This window comes from Micrococcus sp. H39-S4 (assembly GCF_027158145.1).
Classification (GTDB): domain Bacteria; phylum Actinomycetota; class Actinomycetes; order Actinomycetales; family Micrococcaceae; genus Micrococcus; species Micrococcus luteus.
The window spans coordinates 194,137-209,898 of record NZ_JAPVLT010000002.1 but is presented as its reverse complement, the minus strand read 5'-3'; the positions used below and the strand labels follow the sequence as shown (position 1 = coordinate 209,898).

At 75.5% G+C, this 15,762-nt stretch carries 14 protein-coding genes, 1 tRNA gene and 1 pseudogene; 13 read left to right on the top strand and 3 right to left on the bottom strand.

Annotated features, from left to right (window positions below; genetic code table 11):
* The first annotated feature begins 157 nt into the window (after positions 1–157).
* The 11 genes from O3T09_RS02985 to O3T09_RS02935 all read left to right on the top strand — a co-directional run bounded on the left by O3T09_RS02985 (position 158) and on the right by O3T09_RS02935 (position 11,837).
* On the top strand, positions 158–439 hold the full coding sequence (locus O3T09_RS02985) for an HU family DNA-binding protein (protein WP_002858339.1): 282 nt from the start codon (positions 158–160) through the stop codon (positions 437–439).
* A gap of 157 nt (positions 440–596) precedes the next feature.
* The gene (locus O3T09_RS02980; protein ID WP_036316817.1) at positions 597–1,292 is read left to right on the top strand and encodes a hypothetical protein; all 696 of its coding nucleotides are present in this window, start codon (positions 597–599) and stop codon (positions 1,290–1,292) included.
* 110 nt (positions 1,293–1,402) lie between these two features.
* Positions 1,403–2,086, top strand: coding sequence for a copper resistance CopC family protein (locus O3T09_RS02975; RefSeq protein ID WP_020626118.1), 684 nt, complete (start codon positions 1,403–1,405; stop codon positions 2,084–2,086).
* Between the two features lie 103 nt (positions 2,087–2,189).
* Positions 2,190–2,801, top strand: coding sequence for a copper chaperone PCu(A)C (locus O3T09_RS02970; RefSeq protein WP_041104502.1), 612 nt, complete (start codon positions 2,190–2,192; stop codon positions 2,799–2,801).
* Complete coding sequence (locus O3T09_RS02965; RefSeq protein ID WP_041104504.1) at positions 2,788–4,224, top strand: Dyp-type peroxidase; 1,437 nt, start codon at positions 2,788–2,790, stop codon at positions 4,222–4,224. The genes O3T09_RS02970 and O3T09_RS02965 overlap by 14 nt, the downstream gene beginning before the upstream one ends.
* A 73-nt stretch (positions 4,225–4,297) precedes the next feature.
* Positions 4,298–6,556 (top strand): cytochrome c oxidase assembly protein, encoded by a 2,259-nt coding sequence (locus O3T09_RS02960; RefSeq protein WP_269295322.1) that lies wholly within the window; start codon positions 4,298–4,300, stop codon positions 6,554–6,556.
* Positions 6,546–7,400 (top strand): hypothetical protein, encoded by an 855-nt coding sequence (locus tag O3T09_RS02955; RefSeq protein ID WP_205804840.1) that lies wholly within the window; start codon positions 6,546–6,548, stop codon positions 7,398–7,400. Before O3T09_RS02960 ends, O3T09_RS02955 begins: the two co-directional genes overlap by 11 nt.
* A 95-nt stretch (positions 7,401–7,495) precedes the next feature.
* Positions 7,496–9,595: an NHL domain-containing thioredoxin family protein gene (locus O3T09_RS02950; RefSeq protein ID WP_269295321.1), complete on the top strand. Its 2,100-nt coding sequence runs from the start codon at positions 7,496–7,498 to the stop codon at positions 9,593–9,595.
* A gap of 40 nt (positions 9,596–9,635) precedes the next feature.
* Entirely contained in the window at positions 9,636–10,115 is a 480-nt protein-coding gene (locus O3T09_RS02945; protein ID WP_069941971.1) for a flavodoxin domain-containing protein, read from the top strand.
* A gap of 124 nt (positions 10,116–10,239) precedes the next feature.
* Positions 10,240–10,833, top strand: a complete 594-nt coding sequence (locus O3T09_RS02940; RefSeq protein WP_041104510.1) for a hypothetical protein — start codon at positions 10,240–10,242, stop codon at positions 10,831–10,833.
* A gap of 44 nt (positions 10,834–10,877) precedes the next feature.
* Positions 10,878–11,837: a diaminopimelate dehydrogenase gene (locus O3T09_RS02935; RefSeq protein WP_020626110.1), complete on the top strand. Its 960-nt coding sequence runs from the start codon at positions 10,878–10,880 to the stop codon at positions 11,835–11,837.
* Positions 11,838–11,892: 55 nt separating this feature from the next.
* Here the strand turns inward: O3T09_RS02935 and O3T09_RS02930 are convergent, their stop codons facing one another.
* Positions 11,893–12,873: an AEC family transporter gene (locus tag O3T09_RS02930; protein ID WP_020626109.1), complete on the bottom strand. Its 981-nt coding sequence runs from the start codon at positions 12,871–12,873 to the stop codon at positions 11,893–11,895.
* Between the two features lie 260 nt (positions 12,874–13,133).
* On the opposite strand from O3T09_RS02930, the gene O3T09_RS02925 reads away from it, so the two are divergent.
* A complete protein-coding gene (locus tag O3T09_RS02925) occupies positions 13,134–13,580 on the top strand; it encodes a DUF2087 domain-containing protein (protein ID WP_020626108.1) in 447 nt (148 codons plus the stop codon).
* A 167-nt stretch (positions 13,581–13,747) separates the two neighbouring features.
* Here the strand turns inward: O3T09_RS02925 and O3T09_RS02920 are convergent.
* Both O3T09_RS02920 and O3T09_RS02915 read right to left on the bottom strand, forming a co-directional pair.
* A tRNA-Gly gene (locus O3T09_RS02920) sits at positions 13,748–13,821 on the bottom strand.
* Positions 13,822–13,920: 99 nt separating this feature from the next.
* Positions 13,921–14,109 (bottom strand): annotated as a pseudogene (locus O3T09_RS02915) (cation:proton antiporter); the annotation flags it as partial.
* Positions 14,110–14,230: 121 nt separating this feature from the next.
* On the opposite strand from O3T09_RS02915, the gene O3T09_RS02910 reads away from it, so the two are divergent.
* Positions 14,231–15,760: a hypothetical protein gene (locus tag O3T09_RS02910; protein WP_041104513.1), complete on the top strand. Its 1,530-nt coding sequence runs from the start codon at positions 14,231–14,233 to the stop codon at positions 15,758–15,760.
* Positions 15,761–15,762 lie beyond the last annotated feature (2 nt).

The following is a 15,762-nucleotide window of genomic DNA, read 5'->3' as shown; positions in this document are numbered from 1 at the left end:
CGTCGTGCATCGGGGGCGAAGGCCGTCAGGGTCACAGGAAATCGCGGATTCTCGCCGTTCGGGGGGCGAATCGCCGGCCCGGAGGTGGTACGTTCACAACTGGCAGCCCGGTCCGAACGGTCCGGGAACCGTAACCGACGTCCCATAGGGAGGACCCATGGCCATGAACCGCAAGGAACTCGTCGCCGCCGTCGCAGAGCGCTCCGGCAACACCCAGGCCGCTGTCAGCGACGTGCTGGACGCCCTTTTCGAGGTGTTCACCGCTCAGGTCAAGAAGGGCGAGAAGGTCTCGATCCCGGGCTGGCTGGCCGTGGAACGCACCGAGCGCAAGGAGCGCACCGGTCGCAACCCGCGCACCGGTGAGGAGATCACCATCCCGGCCGGTCACTCCGTGAAGGTGACCGCCGGCTCCAAGCTCAAGGCCGCCGCCTCCGAGTGATCCCGGTCGCGACGCGGGTCCCCGGACCCGCGTCGGACACCGCAGGACGGGCGCCCCACCCTCGGGTGGGGCGCCCGTCGTCGTGTCCGGCCGCGTAGGATGGGCGGACGATCGTCCGGCCGACGTGGACCGGGGCCGTCAGGAGAGGAGTCGTGGCATGCGCAGCGCCGTCGCCGCCGCTCCGTGGGCCCCGTCCGGCCTCGAGGACGCCCCTCCGCGCGTCGTGCGTGGGCCGGCCCGTCTGGCCCGGGGCTGGGCCGGGGCCCTGGCGATGACCGCCCTGGCCGCGCTGTTCCACACCGCCGCCGAGCCCGGCCACGGGTTCCCCGAGGTCGGCGTGGTCGCCTTCGCGGCCGTCCTCGCCGCCCCGCTCTGCACCGCCCTGGCGGGCCGCGCCCTCTCGCTGTGGCGCACCGCCGCCGCCGTCGCGATCGCCCAGGGGCTGTTCCACGTGCTCTACGGGCTCGCCGCCGGCGGCCACGCCGTGGCGCCTGCCGCCGGCGTCGACCCCGCCCACCTCGGCCACGCCCGTCCCGGCGCCGGGGCCCTCCTGGCACCGGGGGAGGCCCTGTCCGGCGCCCCCGCCGGCCACCTGACCGACCTGCGCATGCTCGCGGCCCACGTGATCGCCGCGGTCCTCACCGTGCTGGTGCTGCGGCGCGGTGAGGCCCTCGTGCTCACCATCGCCGAACGCGTGGTGGCCGTCGTCTGCCCGCCGCCGGCAGCGCACGGCCCCCTGCCGACGCCGGCCCGCCTCCGTGTCCCCGTCCCGCCGGTGCTCCGGCCGGTGACGTCCCTCGCCCTCCTCAGCTCTCCGGGGCGGCGCGGCCCGCCGTTCGCCCTCGCGGCCTGAGGACGCCGGCTCCGTCCGCGTCTCGAGCCCCGACCGCGCCCGACGACCCTTCGGAACGGTCCGCCCGCGACTCCCGTCCGGGACCGCGGCAGACCCGTGAGGACACCACCATGCATCACCAGACCACCCCTGTCCGCCGCGCCGCTCGCGCCGCAGCCGGACTCACCCTGCTGCCCGCCCTCGTCGTCGCCGGAGCCGCCCCCGCGGCCGCGCACGACGAGCTCATCCGCACCGCCCCCGCGGTCGGCGAGACGGTCACGACGGCGCCGTCGGAGGTCTCACTGACCTTCAGCGGCGAGCTGATCGACGGCGAGGGCATCCAGAACCTCGTGCAGGTCCGCGACGCCGACGGCAACCAGTGGCAGTCCGCCGCCGGCACCGGGGACGGCCCCACCTTCTCCGCGCCGCTGTGCGAGGGCCTGCCCAACGGCGACTACGAGGTCGCCTACCGCGTCGTCTACTCGGACGGACACTCCGAGGAGCGCTCGTTCGACTTCGCGGTGGACGACCCGGCCGCACCGGCCGCCGGCACCGCGCCCCAGGGCTGCGGCACCGCCGTCGCCGGGGCCTCGACCGCCGCCTCCCCGGAGGCCACGGCAGGCCAGGGCGACGCCGCCTCGGCCGATGCGACCGCGCAGGCGGACGGCTCCGACGCCGCGCAGCCCGCGGACTCCGACGCGCTGCCCGCCTGGGTGTGGGTCGCCGGCATCGCCGGCCTGGCCGTGCTCGTGGTGGCCTTCCTCCTGATGGGCCGCCGCGCCCGCGCACTCGGCCACCTCGACGACGGCCGCTGACCTCTGATCCCCGGCCGGCCCCCTGAGGGGACCGGCCCCGCCCTCGCGCGCCCGCACGCCCCGCGCGTCGTCGCGCGCCCGCATGACAAGGAACCCCACAGACATGACCACCACCTCCCCCCGCGTCCCTCGCCGCCTCGGCGCCGCCGCCGTGCTCGCCGTCGCCGCCCTCGGCCTGACGGCCTGCGCCGGAGACGACGTCGGGTCCGCCCCGAGCGCGTCGGACGCCTCGAGCGTCGCGCCGGCCACGGACGCCTCGTCGGCCGCGTCCACCGCGGACGGCCAGGCCGCCGGCCTCACGATCACCGACCCGTGGACGAAGGCCACCGAGGAGGGCATGACCGGCTCCTTCGGCATGCTCGAGAACTCCTCGGACCAGGACCTGCACATCGTCGGCGTCCGCTCGGAGCTGGGCGAGACGGTCGGGCTCCACGAGATGGTCTCCGACGAGGACGGCCAAATGGTGATGCAGCAGTCCCCGGACGGCTTCACGGTGCCCGCCGGCGGGTCCTTCGAGCTGGCCCCCGGCGGCGCCCACGTGATGCTGATGGGCCTGACCGAGCCGATCGAGCCCGGCGAGGAGGTCGCCTACGAGCTCGAGCTGGAGGACGGCTCCACCATGGAGGTCGTCTCCGTGGCCCGCCCGTTCGGCGGCGCCAACGAGTCCTACCACGGCGGCGAGGCGGAGGAGTCGGACGAGCATGCCGACCACTGACCCCGCCGAGCACCCGGACGCCCCCCGCGGGGAGGACGCCCGCCAGGCGTCCCCCCGCGGGGAGGACGCCCGCCCGGCCCTCCCGGCCGGGCCCTCCCGCCGCGGCCTGCTCTTCGGGGCGGGCGCGGTGGGCGGCGGCCTGCTGGGCACCGCGCTCGGCTACGGCGCCGGCCACGCCTCGGCCACCCCGGACGCGCCCGCCGCGTCGGGGGCGGCCGGGGCGGGGGCCTCGCCCTCCGAGGTCATGGGCGACACCGGCATCGAGGGCGAGGTCGGCCGGGCCGGCTGGGCCGAGCCCGGCGGCCAGTCCGCCCGGGTGGCCGTCAGCTCGCCCGTGGGCACGGACACCGTGCCGTTCCACGGGCCGCGCCAGGCCGGCGTCGACACCCCGGCCCAGGCCCACGCGGTGTTCCTCGCCCTCGACCTGCTCCCGGACACGGACCGGCTGGGGATCGAGCGGATGCTGCGCCTGCTCACCGACGACGCCGCGCGCCTCACCCAGGGCCGGGCCACGATCGCGGACACCGAGCCGGAGCTCGCCGCCGCCCCCGCACGGCTCACCGTGACGTTCGGCTTCGGCCCGGAGCTCGTCCGCCGCGTGGCCCCGGACCGGGCCCCGGCCTGGCTGCGCCCGCTGCCGGCGTTCGAGCAGATCGACCGCCTGGACCCCGCGTTCAGCGACGGCGACCTGCTGCTGCAGATCTGCGGCGACGACCGGATGTCCGTGGCCCACGCCCGGCGCATGCTCCTCAAGGCGGCCCGGCCGTTCGCCACCGAGCGCTGGGTGCAGGAGGGCTTCCGCTCCGCCCGCGGCGCCCATCCCACCGGCACCACCATGCGCAACCTCTTCGGGCAGGTGGACGGCACCGGCAACCCGGCGGCGGACACCCCGCATCTCGACCGCGTGGTGTGGGGCGTGGGCGCCGAGCAGGTGGGCGTCACCCCGTGGATCGCGGACGGCACGTCCGTGGTGATCCGGCGCATCGAGATGCTCATGGACACGTGGGACGAGCTCGACCGCCCGGCCAAGGAGAAGGTCATCGGCCGTCGCCTCGGCACCGGGGCGCCGCTCACCGGCGAGCAGGAGCACGACGAGCCGGACTTCGCGGCGCTCGGCCCCGCCGGGTTCCCCGTGATCCCGGACATCTCCCACCTGCGGCGCGCCCGGATGGACGTGCCGGAGTACGGGATGCTGCGCCGCGGCTACAACTACGACGACCCGCGCGGGGCGCTGGAGGCGGGCTCCGGCCTGATCTTCGCCGCCTACCAGGCGGACGTGGACCGGCAGTTCGTCCCGGTGCAGGCCCGGCTCGCCGAGTCGGACCACCTGAACCTGTGGACCGTGCCCGTGGGCTCGGCGGTCTTCGCGATCCCGCCGGGCTGCGCCGAGGGCGGGTTCGTGGGCGACGCCCTGTTCGCCTGACCCAGGGGCCCGACGACGGCGGGGCCGCTCCCGCCGTCTTCGGGCGTCCGCATGCTTTGAGAGGATGGACCCCATGTCCGCCGCCACCGCCCCCGCCCGGGGCAGCCACCCCACCGAGAACGACGACGCCGCCCGCCCCGGTCCGTCGGGGCCGGTCGGAGTGCCCCGGTGGATCTGGGTGCTCGTGGCCGCCGCGGGAGCCGCCGGCCTCGCCGCCGCCGGCTGGCTGACCGGCGTCACCGCCGCGCGCCAGCTCTCCGACCCGGGGTGGATCACCCGCTGGGGCGTGCCCGTGGGGGAGCTCGTCTCCAACCTGGCGATGTCCCTGACCATCGCCGCGCTGATCTTCGCGGCCGGGGTCCTGCCGCCCCACGCGGCGGGCACGGAACGGTGGCACCGCTCCGCCCGGCAGCGGCGCGAGGACGCGGACGCCGCACCGCTGCCCGAGCACCCCGCGTTCACCCGCGTGATGCGGATCGCCGCCGTCAGCGCCGGCGTGTGGACGGTGGCCGCGCTGGCCGTCGGCGTGCTGTCCTACTCGGACCTCGCCGGCATCCCCGTCACGGCGGGGCAGGGCTTCACGGACGGCCTGGCGGCCTACGTGGTCGGCATCTCGGTGGGCCAGGCGTGGTTCTGGGTCACCGTGATCGCCGCCGTCGTGACCACGTTGGCGATCGCCGTCCGCTCCCACAACGGCCTGTTCTGGACCGGCATCCTGGCGATGCTCGCCCTCGTGCCCCTGGCCCTGATCGGGCACGCGGCGGGCGGTGACGACCACAACGGCGCCGTGAACTCGATCGGCCTGCACCTGCTCGGCGTCGTCGTGTGGGTGGGCGGACTGCTCGTGCTCGTCGCGATCTCGGACACCCTCGTCGGGCCCAACGGGGCGCAGGGGCGGGGCCGCAGCCTGCGCCGGCAGGGTCCGGCGCCCCTGCTGCACACGGTCCTGACCCGGTACTCCGTGCTCGCCGGGCTGGGCCTGGTCACGGTGGCGCTGTCCGGTGTGGTCAACGCGTCGATCCGCATGGACGATCCGGCTCAGCTGCTGAGCCCCTACGGCATCCTCGTGTCGGCCAAGTTCCTGGCGGCCCTGGGCCTCGGCCTGATCGGCCTGCTGCACCGCCGGTGGGTGATCCCCCGCCTCGACGCCGGTCCGGACCGTCCCAGCCCCGCCCCCGCGCGTCGCCTGCTGTGGCAGCTCATCGCCGTGGAGGCCGTGATCATGGGCGCCGTCATGGGCGTCTCCTCCGTGCTCTCCCGGACGGCCCCGCCCGTGCCGGAGGAGATCGCGCCGGACGCCTCCCCGGCCCGCATCCTCACCGGCTACGAGCTGCCGCCGGCCCTCGAGGGCGCCCGGTGGATCACGATGTGGCGGTTCGACTGGCTGTGGGTCGCGATCATCGCGTTCCTGACCCTCTGGTACCTGCGCTCCGTGTGGCAGCTGCGCCGCCGCGGCGACCGCTGGCCCGTGCTGCGCACCGTCGCGTGGCTCGCGGGCCTGGCCGTGCTGCTGTGGGCGACCTCCGGGTCCCCGGCCGTGTACGGCCGCGTCCTGTTCAGCGCGCACATGGTGGGCCACATGACGCTGACGATGCTCAGCCCCGTCTTCCTCGTCCTGGGCGCGCCGATCACCCTGGCGCTGCGGGCCCTGCCGTCCCGCACGGACGGGACGCGCGGCCCGCGCGAGTGGATCCTGTGGATCGTGCACTCCCCGTGGGGTCGGTTCATCACGAACCCGATCGTGGCGGGGGTCAACTTCGCCGGCTCGATCCTGGTGTTCTACTACACGGACTTCTTCCGGTTCTCGCTGGAGACCCACGTGGGCCACGAGTTCATGAACGTCCACTTCCTGCTGACCGGGTTCCTGTTCGCCCTGGTCATGATCGGCTCGGATCCGCTGCCGCGCCGGCCCCCGTACGCCCTGCGGCTCGTGCTCCTGATGGCCACGATGATCTTCCACGCCTTCATCGGCGTGGCCATGACCACCTCCACCGGCCTGATGCAGGCGTCCTGGTTCGGCAACATGGGCCGCGACTGGGGTCCCACTGCCCTCGAGGACCAGCGGATCGGCGGCGCGGTGATGTGGGGCATCGGCGAGTTCCCCACCGTGATGATGGCGGTGATGGTGGCCGTGCTCTGGTATCGCAGCGACCGCAAGAACGCGGTCCGGCTGGACCGGCAGGCCGACCGCGACGGCGACGCGGAGCTGCGTCGCTGGAACGAGATGTACGCCCGCATGCACGGCACCCCGGTCACCGACGCCCCGAGCGGTGCCGAGCCCGCGGCCCGTGACTCCTCCACCGGCCCCGAGGAGGCCCGTGATGTCCGCTGACCTCCTCCCTCCCCTCGGCAGCCCGGCCGCGCCCCGGCGTGGTCGGCTGCGCCTCGTGGCCGCCGTCGCGGCCGGTCTGCTGGCCCTGACGGGCTGCGGGGCCGGGGACGGCGATCCGGCCGCCGCGTCCGCGCCCGCGGACGGAGTCCACGACGACGCCGGCACCGCGGCGCCCACGGAGTCGGCGGCCCCGGAGGGGCTCGGCCTGGGCGACCGTCAGGACGAGCGCATGGCGGAGGCCGCGGCCGAGCGTGCGGCCACATTCGGCTTCGTCCGGCAGCGGGCCGCCACGGCGGAGGAGATCGACGCGGCCCGCGAGGACTCCCGGGACCGGCGTGCGGACGCGGACCGGACCACCGTGCAGCCGGCGCAGTGCAAGGCGCCGCTGACCGCCCTGGACTTCTCTCCGATCATCCTCGACGCGGCCGAGGCCACGCGGGTGGACGTCGGCGCCGACACCTTCACGGGCACGGGCACCGTGGAGGTCGCCCGGCTCACGGGCCAGGGCCGCCAGGACGTCGAGCGGCACCTCCAGACCGTCAACGCCCTGCGCGCCGACTGCCGCGAGATGACCATGACCGTGCAGGAGGGGGACGCGACCGTCGACTACCGCCTCGAGGTCTCCGACGCGCCGCTGTCCGACGGCACCCCCGCGCAGTCCGCCCTCGTGTGGGAGCGGACCCTGGCCTCGGAGTCCGAGCCCCAGCTCACGGCCCAGGTGCTCACCGCCGTCACCTCCGACGCCGTGGTCATGGTCTCCTTCGTGGGCCGGCCCGAGGCCGGGCGCAAGGAGTTCACGCTCATCGCCGAGGAGATGCTGGCCGCCGCCCTGGCCGCCGACTGAGCCGGGCCCGCCCGGCGGCGTCGTCTTTCCCCCTGTGACGCCGCCGGCGTCCGCTCACGGCTGACGCGTCCGGGACGTGCGCCATGATGGTGGGCATGACCGCACCGCAGACCCCGAACCCCGCCCCGTCCGCTGACGCCCCCGCCGCCGTGCCGCGCGCGGCCACCCGGGTGCGCGCGTCCGAGCTCGTGGGCCGCGGCTGGCTGAACACCGGCGGCGAGCAGGTGGCCCTCGAGGACCTGCGCGGCAAGGTCGTCCTCCTCGACTTCTGGACGTTCTGCTGCATCAACTGCCTGCACGTCCTGGACGAGCTGCGCCCGCTCGAGGAGGAGTTCGCGGACGTGCTCGTCACGGTGGGCGTGCACTCGCCCAAGTTCGAGCACGAGGCGGACCCGGACGCGCTCGCGGCCGCCGTCGAGCGCTACGCCATCGAGCACCCCGTGCTGGACGACCCCGAGCTGACCACGTGGCAGGCGTACTCGGCGCGCGCGTGGCCCACCCTCGTGGTGGTGGACCCGGAGGGCTACATCGCCGCGCACCTGTCCGGCGAGGGGCACGTGGCCGGGCTCTACGGGCTCGTGCGCGAGCTCGTGGCCGAGCACGAGGCCAAGGGCACGCTGCACCGCGGCTCGGGCCCCTACGTCCCGCCCACGCCCGTGGCCCGGGACCTGTCGTTCCCCGGCAAGGCCGTGTCCCTCGGCGGCCGCGGCTCCCGCCCGGGCACGTTCCTCGTCTCGGACACCGGCCACCACCGCCTCCTGGAGGTCGCCGAGGACCTGACCACGGTGCTCCGCGCGTTCGGCGGCGGGGACCCCGCCGCGGCGGACGCGGGCCAGGCCGAGCTCGCATTCCCCACGCCCGGGGAGAAGGGCCACGCGGACGGCGGGCCGGACCAGGCGCTGTTCAACGAGCCCCAGGGCCTGGCGCTGCTGCCCGAGGACGTCGCGGGGCGCGTCGGCTACGACGTCGTCGTGGCGGACTCCGTCAACCACCGGCTGCGGGGCCTGCGCCTGTCGGACGGGCGCGTCAGCACCCTCGCCGGCAACGGCGTGCAGAAGCTCATCGACTCCGAGCGCGCCAAGGAGGCCGCCGCCGTCGACGACGAGGGGGACGTCGCCGTCGACCTCGCGGACCTGCCCGGGGAGCCGACCGCGATCTCGCTGTCCTCCCCGTGGGACGTCGTGTGGCACCCCGCCCTGGGGCGTGTGGTGATCGCGATGGCCGGCACGCACCAGCTCTTCGACTTCGACCCCGTCACGGGCGCGCTCGCGGTGCACGCGGGCACGGCGCTCGAGGGCCTGCTGGACGGCGACGCCGGACGGGCCTGGTTCGCGCAGCCCTCGGGGCTGTCCGTGGGCGCGGACGGCACGCTGTGGGTCGCGGACTCGGAGACCTCCGCGGTGCGCTGGGTGCGGACCGGGGAGGACGGGCGCCGCGAGGTCGGGACCGCCGTCGGGGCGGGCCTGTTCGACTTCGGCCACGTGGACGGGGAGGCGGACCGCGCGCGCCTGCAGCACGCGCTGGGCGTCACAGCCCTGCCGGACGGCTCCGTGCTGATCGCCGACACGTACAACGGCGCGATCCGCCGGTACGCCCCGGCCGGCGAGGACGCCGCGGGCCGGGCGGTCCCGGCCACGGTGACCACGGTGGCGCGCGGACTGCTCGAGCCCTCGGACGTGCTCGTGGAGCACGACGCGGACGGGAACGACACTGCGATCGTGGTGGTCGAGTCCAACGCCCACCGGCTCACGCGGCTGGCGGTGCCGGAGGAGTTCCTCACCGTGGACGAGGGCGCGCGGCAGACGCAGCGTCCCCGCACCCCGGTGGTGGCCGGCGACCTGGACCTGACGATCGGCTTCGCCGCGCCCACGGGGCAGAAGCTGGACGACCGCTGGGGCGACCCCACGCAGCTGAAGGTCTCCTCGTCCCCGGAGGAGCTGCTGCTCGAGGGCGCCGGCACGTCCACGGGGCTGCACCGGACGCTGCGGCTGAACCCCGAGGTCGAGGAGGGCGTCCTGCACATCACCGCCCGGGCCGCCGCGTGCGACGGGGAGAAGGGGCAGCCCATCCCGGACCACGCCGCCTGCCACCTGTACCAGCAGGACTGGGGCATCCCGGTCACGGTGCACACCCCGGACCGGGCCCCGAAGGGCGCCGAGACCCGCCTGGACCTGGACCTGCGCGGGATACACTGAGCGCGTCGTCCGCCCCCGACCCCGAAGGCTGCGCCCCACCATGACCACGCTCATCGTCACCTCGTCCGCCCACGGATCCACGCGAGAGATCGCCGAGCGTGTCGCGGAGGTGCTGCGCACGTCGCAGGCCGTCCCGACCGTGGTGGAGGACGTCGAGGGCGCCGCCGCGTGGCTGGCCACGGCGGACGCGGTGATCGTCGCGGCCCCGGTCTACACGGGCTCGCTCGCCGCCGACGCGCGGGCGTTCCTCGACACCCGTCGGGCCGAGCTGGCGGACCTGCCGCTCGTGATCCTGGCCTCCGGCGGCGCGCCCGAGCTGGCCCCGCCGGTGCGGGAGAAGCTCGAGTCCTACGGTCCGCGCGAGGTGGCGTACTTCCGCGGGGCGCTCGTCGAGGAGCGCCTGGGCCGGCTGGAGAAGCTCAAGCTCAAGCTCTCCCGCAACGAGCACTACGGCGACTACCGCGACTGGGACGCCATCGAGGCCTGGGCCAAGACCCTCTCCGGCGCCGGCGTCCGCTGACCTCACCCACCGCGCTCGTCGACGAGACGGCGGGGGCGCAGGAGCCTCCACAGCCGCTGTCGTTGACGAAACGGCGCCGGAGGCGCTCGTGCCCGCGGCGGAGGCGAGCGGTTAGCCTGGCCGCATGTCCCCTTCCGCCCGTCGCCCCGCCGCGTCCTCCCGCCCCGCCCGGCCCCGCCCGACGACGGCGCCCCTCGCCCTGCCCGACCGGCCCGGGTGGGTGCGGCTCGCCGCGGGCGCGGTGGTCCCGGGCGTCATCGCCGCCGCCGCGGCGCTCGCGGCCCTGCAGGTGTTCGTCCTCAACCCGTTGGCCGCCGCGCCCGGCGACCGCAGCCTCGGGAGGATCTACGCGGACCTGAGCGCGGCGGGCCAGCTCGGCGTCCCCTTCGTCCTGTCGGCCGTGATCCTGGCGGCCGGGCTCGGTGTGGCCGCCGTCCTGTGGTTCCTCACGTGGCGTCGCGAGGAGGTCGACCCGCTGGCGGTCCTCGCCCTGGGCCTCGCCTCGCTCGTCGCCGCGTCCCCGGCCTACTTCATGGCCTCGTTCGGGCCGGGCATGGCGCTCGCGGACACCTACGGCATCGGCGGGGGCGACCACAGCCCGTGGTCCTGGCCGATCTACGTGGTCAGCATGCTGGCGTCGGCGGGGCTGGTCGCCGTCGTCGTGCTCCTGCTGCGCGGTCCGGCGGGCGGACTCGGCGCCCCGCGGCGCCGGGCCTAGGCTGGCGGGACCGACCTGACCACGACCCCACCAGGAGGACGCACATGACCATCCGCGCCGGCATCGTCGGATACGGGAACCTCGGCCGCAGTGTGGAGAAGCTCGTGAAGCTCCAGCCGGACATGGAGCTGGTGGGCATCTTCTCGCGCCGCACCGGCCTGGACACGGACACGCCCGTGCTCCCGGCGGAGCGGGCCGCCGAGCACGCCGGGGAGATCGACGTGCTGTTCCTCTGCCTCGGCAGCGCCACGGACATCCCCGAGCAGGCGGCCGGCTACGCGCGGCACTTCACCACCGTGGACACCTACGACAACCACCAGCTCATCCCGCGGCACCGCTCCGAGATGGACGCCGCGGCCCGGGAGGGCGGGCACGTGGCGATGATCTCCACCGGCTGGGACCCGGGCCTGTTCTCGGTGAACCGGGTGCTGGGCGCGGCGCTGTTCCCGCAGCCGCAGCAGAACACGTTCTGGGGCAAGGGCCTCTCGCAGGGCCATTCCGACGCCGTCCGGCGGGTCCCCGGCGTGCGGCGCGGCGTGCAGTACACGATCCCCAGCGAGGAGGCGATCGCCGAGGCCCGCGCCGGACGGGGCGCCGAGATCACCGGCGCCTCCGCGCACGTGCGTGAGTGCTACGTGGTGGCCGACGAGGCCGACCACGCGGCCATCACCGAGGCCATCACCACGATGCCCGACTACTTCGCCCCGTACGAGACCACCGTGCACTTCATCTCCGAGGAGGAGTTCGAGCGCGACCACCAGGGCATGCCGCACGGCGGCCACGTCGTCACCTCGGGCGACCTCGGCGGCTCGCGCAGCGCGGTCGAGTTCGTGCTGGAGCTGGAGTCCAACCCCGACTTCACCGCCGCCGCGCAGGTCGCCTACGGCCGTGCCGCCGCGCGGCTGAAGGCCCAGGGGGAGACGGGGGCGCGCACCGTGCTCGAGGTCGCCCCGTACCTGCTCTCGCCCACGGGGCTGGACGAGCTGATCCGCCGGGACGTCTGAGCCGCGGCGAGGCGTCCGGCGCGGGGCACCGGGCCGGGCGCCGCCGTCGTCGGCCTCAGGCCAGCAGCAGGGCGACGGCGATCATCGCGGGGATCGCGACGATCGTGGTGACCAGGATCGTGTCCTTCGAGACGCGCAGGCCCGTGTCGTAGCGGACGGCGGTGACGAACACGTTCTGTGCGGTCGGCAGGGAGGCCAGGACGACGGCGACGAACACGTGCCGCGCGTCCAGGCCGAACACGAACTGCGCGAGCAGCCAGGCCAGCAGCGGATGCACCACCAGCTTCACCGCCGAGGCGAGCAGCACGTCCGCGCGTCGCCCGCCGGCCCGCTCGAGCGGCCGCGAGCCGACCAGCGACATGCCGAACGCCAGGAGCATCGCCGGGATGGACAGCCCGCCGATGAGCTCCACGGACTCCATGAGGGGGCCCGGCAACGACCAGCCGGTGAGGGAGAAGACCAGGCCGGCCACCGAGCCCAGGATCAGGGGGTTGGTGACCGTGTGGCGGACCTGGTCGGCCACGGCGCGCCCGGGGGAGCGGCGCACCGCCCGGCGCCGGCCCGCCGTCGTGCGTCGCCGGACCTCGCGCGCGGTGGCGGCGTCCATCGCGGCCACGTAGAGCGGCGTGTAGATCGCCAGCTGGAAGATGAGCGCCGGGGCGGCCAGGGCGGCGTCGCCGAGGACGTAGGCCGCGATGGGGATGCCGAGGTTCGCCGAGTTCACGAGCGAGGCGCTGAGCGCGGACATGATCCGCTCCGAGGCCGACCTGCCCTTCAGCAGCGGGACCGTCACCGCGAGGTACAGTGCGGCCGCGGTGAACGCGGACAGCGTGGCCACCCACAGCTGGGGGCCCAGCACGGCGCCCACGTCCGCGCGGGAGAGCGTGACGAACAGCAGCGCCGGGTTGCCGATGAAGAACGCCGCGCGGGAGAGCACGGTGCGGCCGTGCTCGCCGAGCACCCCCGTGCGCCCCACCAGGACGCCCACGAGGATGATCACCCACACGACCGCGAAGCCGGAGAGCACCTGGGTCACGGACGGGCCTCCACGGGTCGGGGTGGGGCGGTCCGCGGAGGGGTCAGGGGCATGGCGCGATCCTACGCCGCGGGCGTGGGCTAGCCTGGATCACGACGGCGGCGCCCACCGCCGAGCGCGCCACGCGGCCCGGCCCCGCGCGGCAGGGCCCTGCGGCCCGGCGCGAAGGGGAGCGGATCCTCGGGCCCACCCGCACGCGACGGACGTCGTCCCCGACCCGCGGCGCGGCATGGCCGGGAGCGCGCCGGCGAGGATGCACCATGACCCGTCAGTCCGACCTCAAGACCCTGATCCGCGCCCGCATGGCCGTCACCGGTGAGCGGTACACCGCCGCGGCGGCGGCCCTCGCCGACGAGTGGCAGTCCGCCGAGCGCTACCACGCGACCGTGCTCACCCGCTTCTTCGACGGGGACCGGCTGCGCTCCATCCCTGCGCGTCGCAAGCCGCGGGTGGCCGTCCTTCTCGAGCTGCTGCGTCGCTTCAGAGCGGGCCGCGCCTACGCGGAGGCCGAGGTCAACGACCTGCTGCGCCCCGCCCACGAGGACGTGGCCACGCTGCGTCGCGAACTCGTGGACTACGGGTTCCTCGACCGCGCCGACGGCGTCTACCGGCTGGCGGACGCCGGGCCCGACCTCGACCCGCGCTTCGCCGCGGACCTGCCGGTCGACCTGGAACGCCGGCTGCGCGAGATCCGCGCGGGCCGTTGAGGGGAGCGGGACCCCGCACGTCGACCTGGAACGCCAGCGGTCGCCATGACGCCGGAATGTGGCCGCATTCCGACGTCTCGCGTTCCCGGTGCGGCCGTGGCGGGGCGACGTGGGCCGACACGGCCCCGGGTCCCTCGCGTGAGGGGCCCGGGGCCGTCGTCGTGGTGTGGAGCGGGCGACGGGAATCGAACCCGCGTATCTTGCTTGGGAAGCAAGCGCTCTACCATTGAGCTACGCCCGCGCAACCGCTCGGCTTCCGCCTGCGGCGCGGGCACCACCATACACCAGCCCGGCCGGTGCACCGGCCCCGCGTCGTCCTCGCGCCCCACGGCCCCGTACGTCAGTGCACCGGGTCCGCCACGGCGACCTCGCGCGCCTGCACCCGCCGCGTCGCCGCCCGGGCGCGCGAACGACCGAACGCGTCCGCGTACCGCGTGAGCACCGGCCCGGCGATCACGATGGAGAACTCCCCGCGGATGGTCAGGGCCGCACCCGCGCGCCAGCGGCCGGCCACGCCGTTTCCCGAACGAAAGCGCACCAGGGGCCGCCGTTTCCCGAACGAAAGCGCGCCGGGGGCCGCTGGTAGAGTCCGAACCGCGCCCGGCCGCGGCCGGACGCGTCCGGCAGCCCCTGTCCCGGAAGGACGTCCCATGCGCGACACCACGGCCGACGCGGCCCAGGTCCCCGCCCGCCCCGACGACGCGGCGGTGTACCGCTACCTCGCGTTCGGGGAGGCGGACCGCCCCTTCCTCGTCGGCGGTCCCCGGCCCGCACCGCTGGCCCCCGCCGCGACGCCGTCCCCGGTCGCCGACCTCGAGTCGGTCCGCGCCGCGATCCGCGCCCACGGCGGCCCCCTGGCCTCGACCGCGCACGTGTGCGGCCGCCCCGCCCCGACGCCTTCGGCCGCCGACGCGCCCCGCGGCCTGCGCGGTGCCGCGCGCACCCTGACCGCGACCCGCCGCGACGTCGCCGCACGCCTGGCCGACTCCCGCGAGCGCGCCGACGTGCCCGTCGAGGCGCTGCTGAACTCGGCCTTCGTCGACGCCCACGCGGACGAGCGCCCCGCCGATCGCGGCGTGCCGCGCGGGCGGCTCGCCGGCCTGGTGGACGCCGTCCTCCCGCCGGCCCGCCACGCGGACGACGACGCCGCGGCCGGCCTGCTGCTCGCCCTGCGCGAGCCGGTCCGCGAGGTGTTCGCCTCCGACTCGTTCGCCGCCCGCCCGTACGCCGACGCGCCCACCGTCCGCGCGCTCTTCGAGGACTTCCTCGCCCACCCGCGCCGGCACGACCCCGAGCGCTTCTGGCGCCTGCTCAACCTCGAGCTCTGGCTGCGCGACGCGGTGGACGCGGACGCCGCCCCGGCCGGCCCCGCCACCGCGGTCGACGAGGCCCCCACCGCCCCGGCACCGGCCAAACCGGACCACGAGCCGAACCCGGGCAAGGAGCTCGACCTGGTCTCCGCCGAGGACGGCCGCCGCTACCGCCGCTTCCCGGTGCAGACCGGCCTGGTGGACCGGGACACGGACCTGCAGGCCTACCTGCGCGGCGAGATCGAGGACTTCTTCCGCGACCTGCCCGCGGACGCGATGCCGCAGGACGCCCCGTGGCACTTCTCCGTGTCCGAGAAGATCGTGGCCATCACCCAGGGTCGCTCCTACTACACGTGGGAGGTCCGCCCCTCCGTGGCCGCCCGCGTCCTCTCCCGCCTGGTCACCCGCACGCCCGCGGGCATCGGCCTGGGCGATCCCACCACCATGCAGCTGGCCATCCAGGAGGCGGGCCTGCCGCGCATCGTGCTCTCCGCGGCGGCCGGCGCCGCCGGCAAGGTCGCCGGCAAGCGCGGTGTGTTCTACAACGTGGTGGGCGGCAACGTCCGCGCGATCGACGGGCCCACCACCTACTCCACGTTCCCGGCCAACGTCTCGGCCAAGCTGCCGCCGGCCGAGCCGGACCGGGTGGCCGCCGAGGTCTCGGCGATGATCCGGGCGGCGGACATCCCGGCCTGGGCGAAGGCCTCCTTCGCCGGCACCGTCGTGATGGACGCCAACGACATCGGCCGCAACGCCCTCGGCAAGGACACCGCCGCGTCGGCCGCCGTCCTCGAAGCCGCCTTCGCGGACAACCCGCTGGGCCAGGGCCGCGAGCGCACCCCGCTGGCCGTCGTCGTGCGAATGGACTGAGC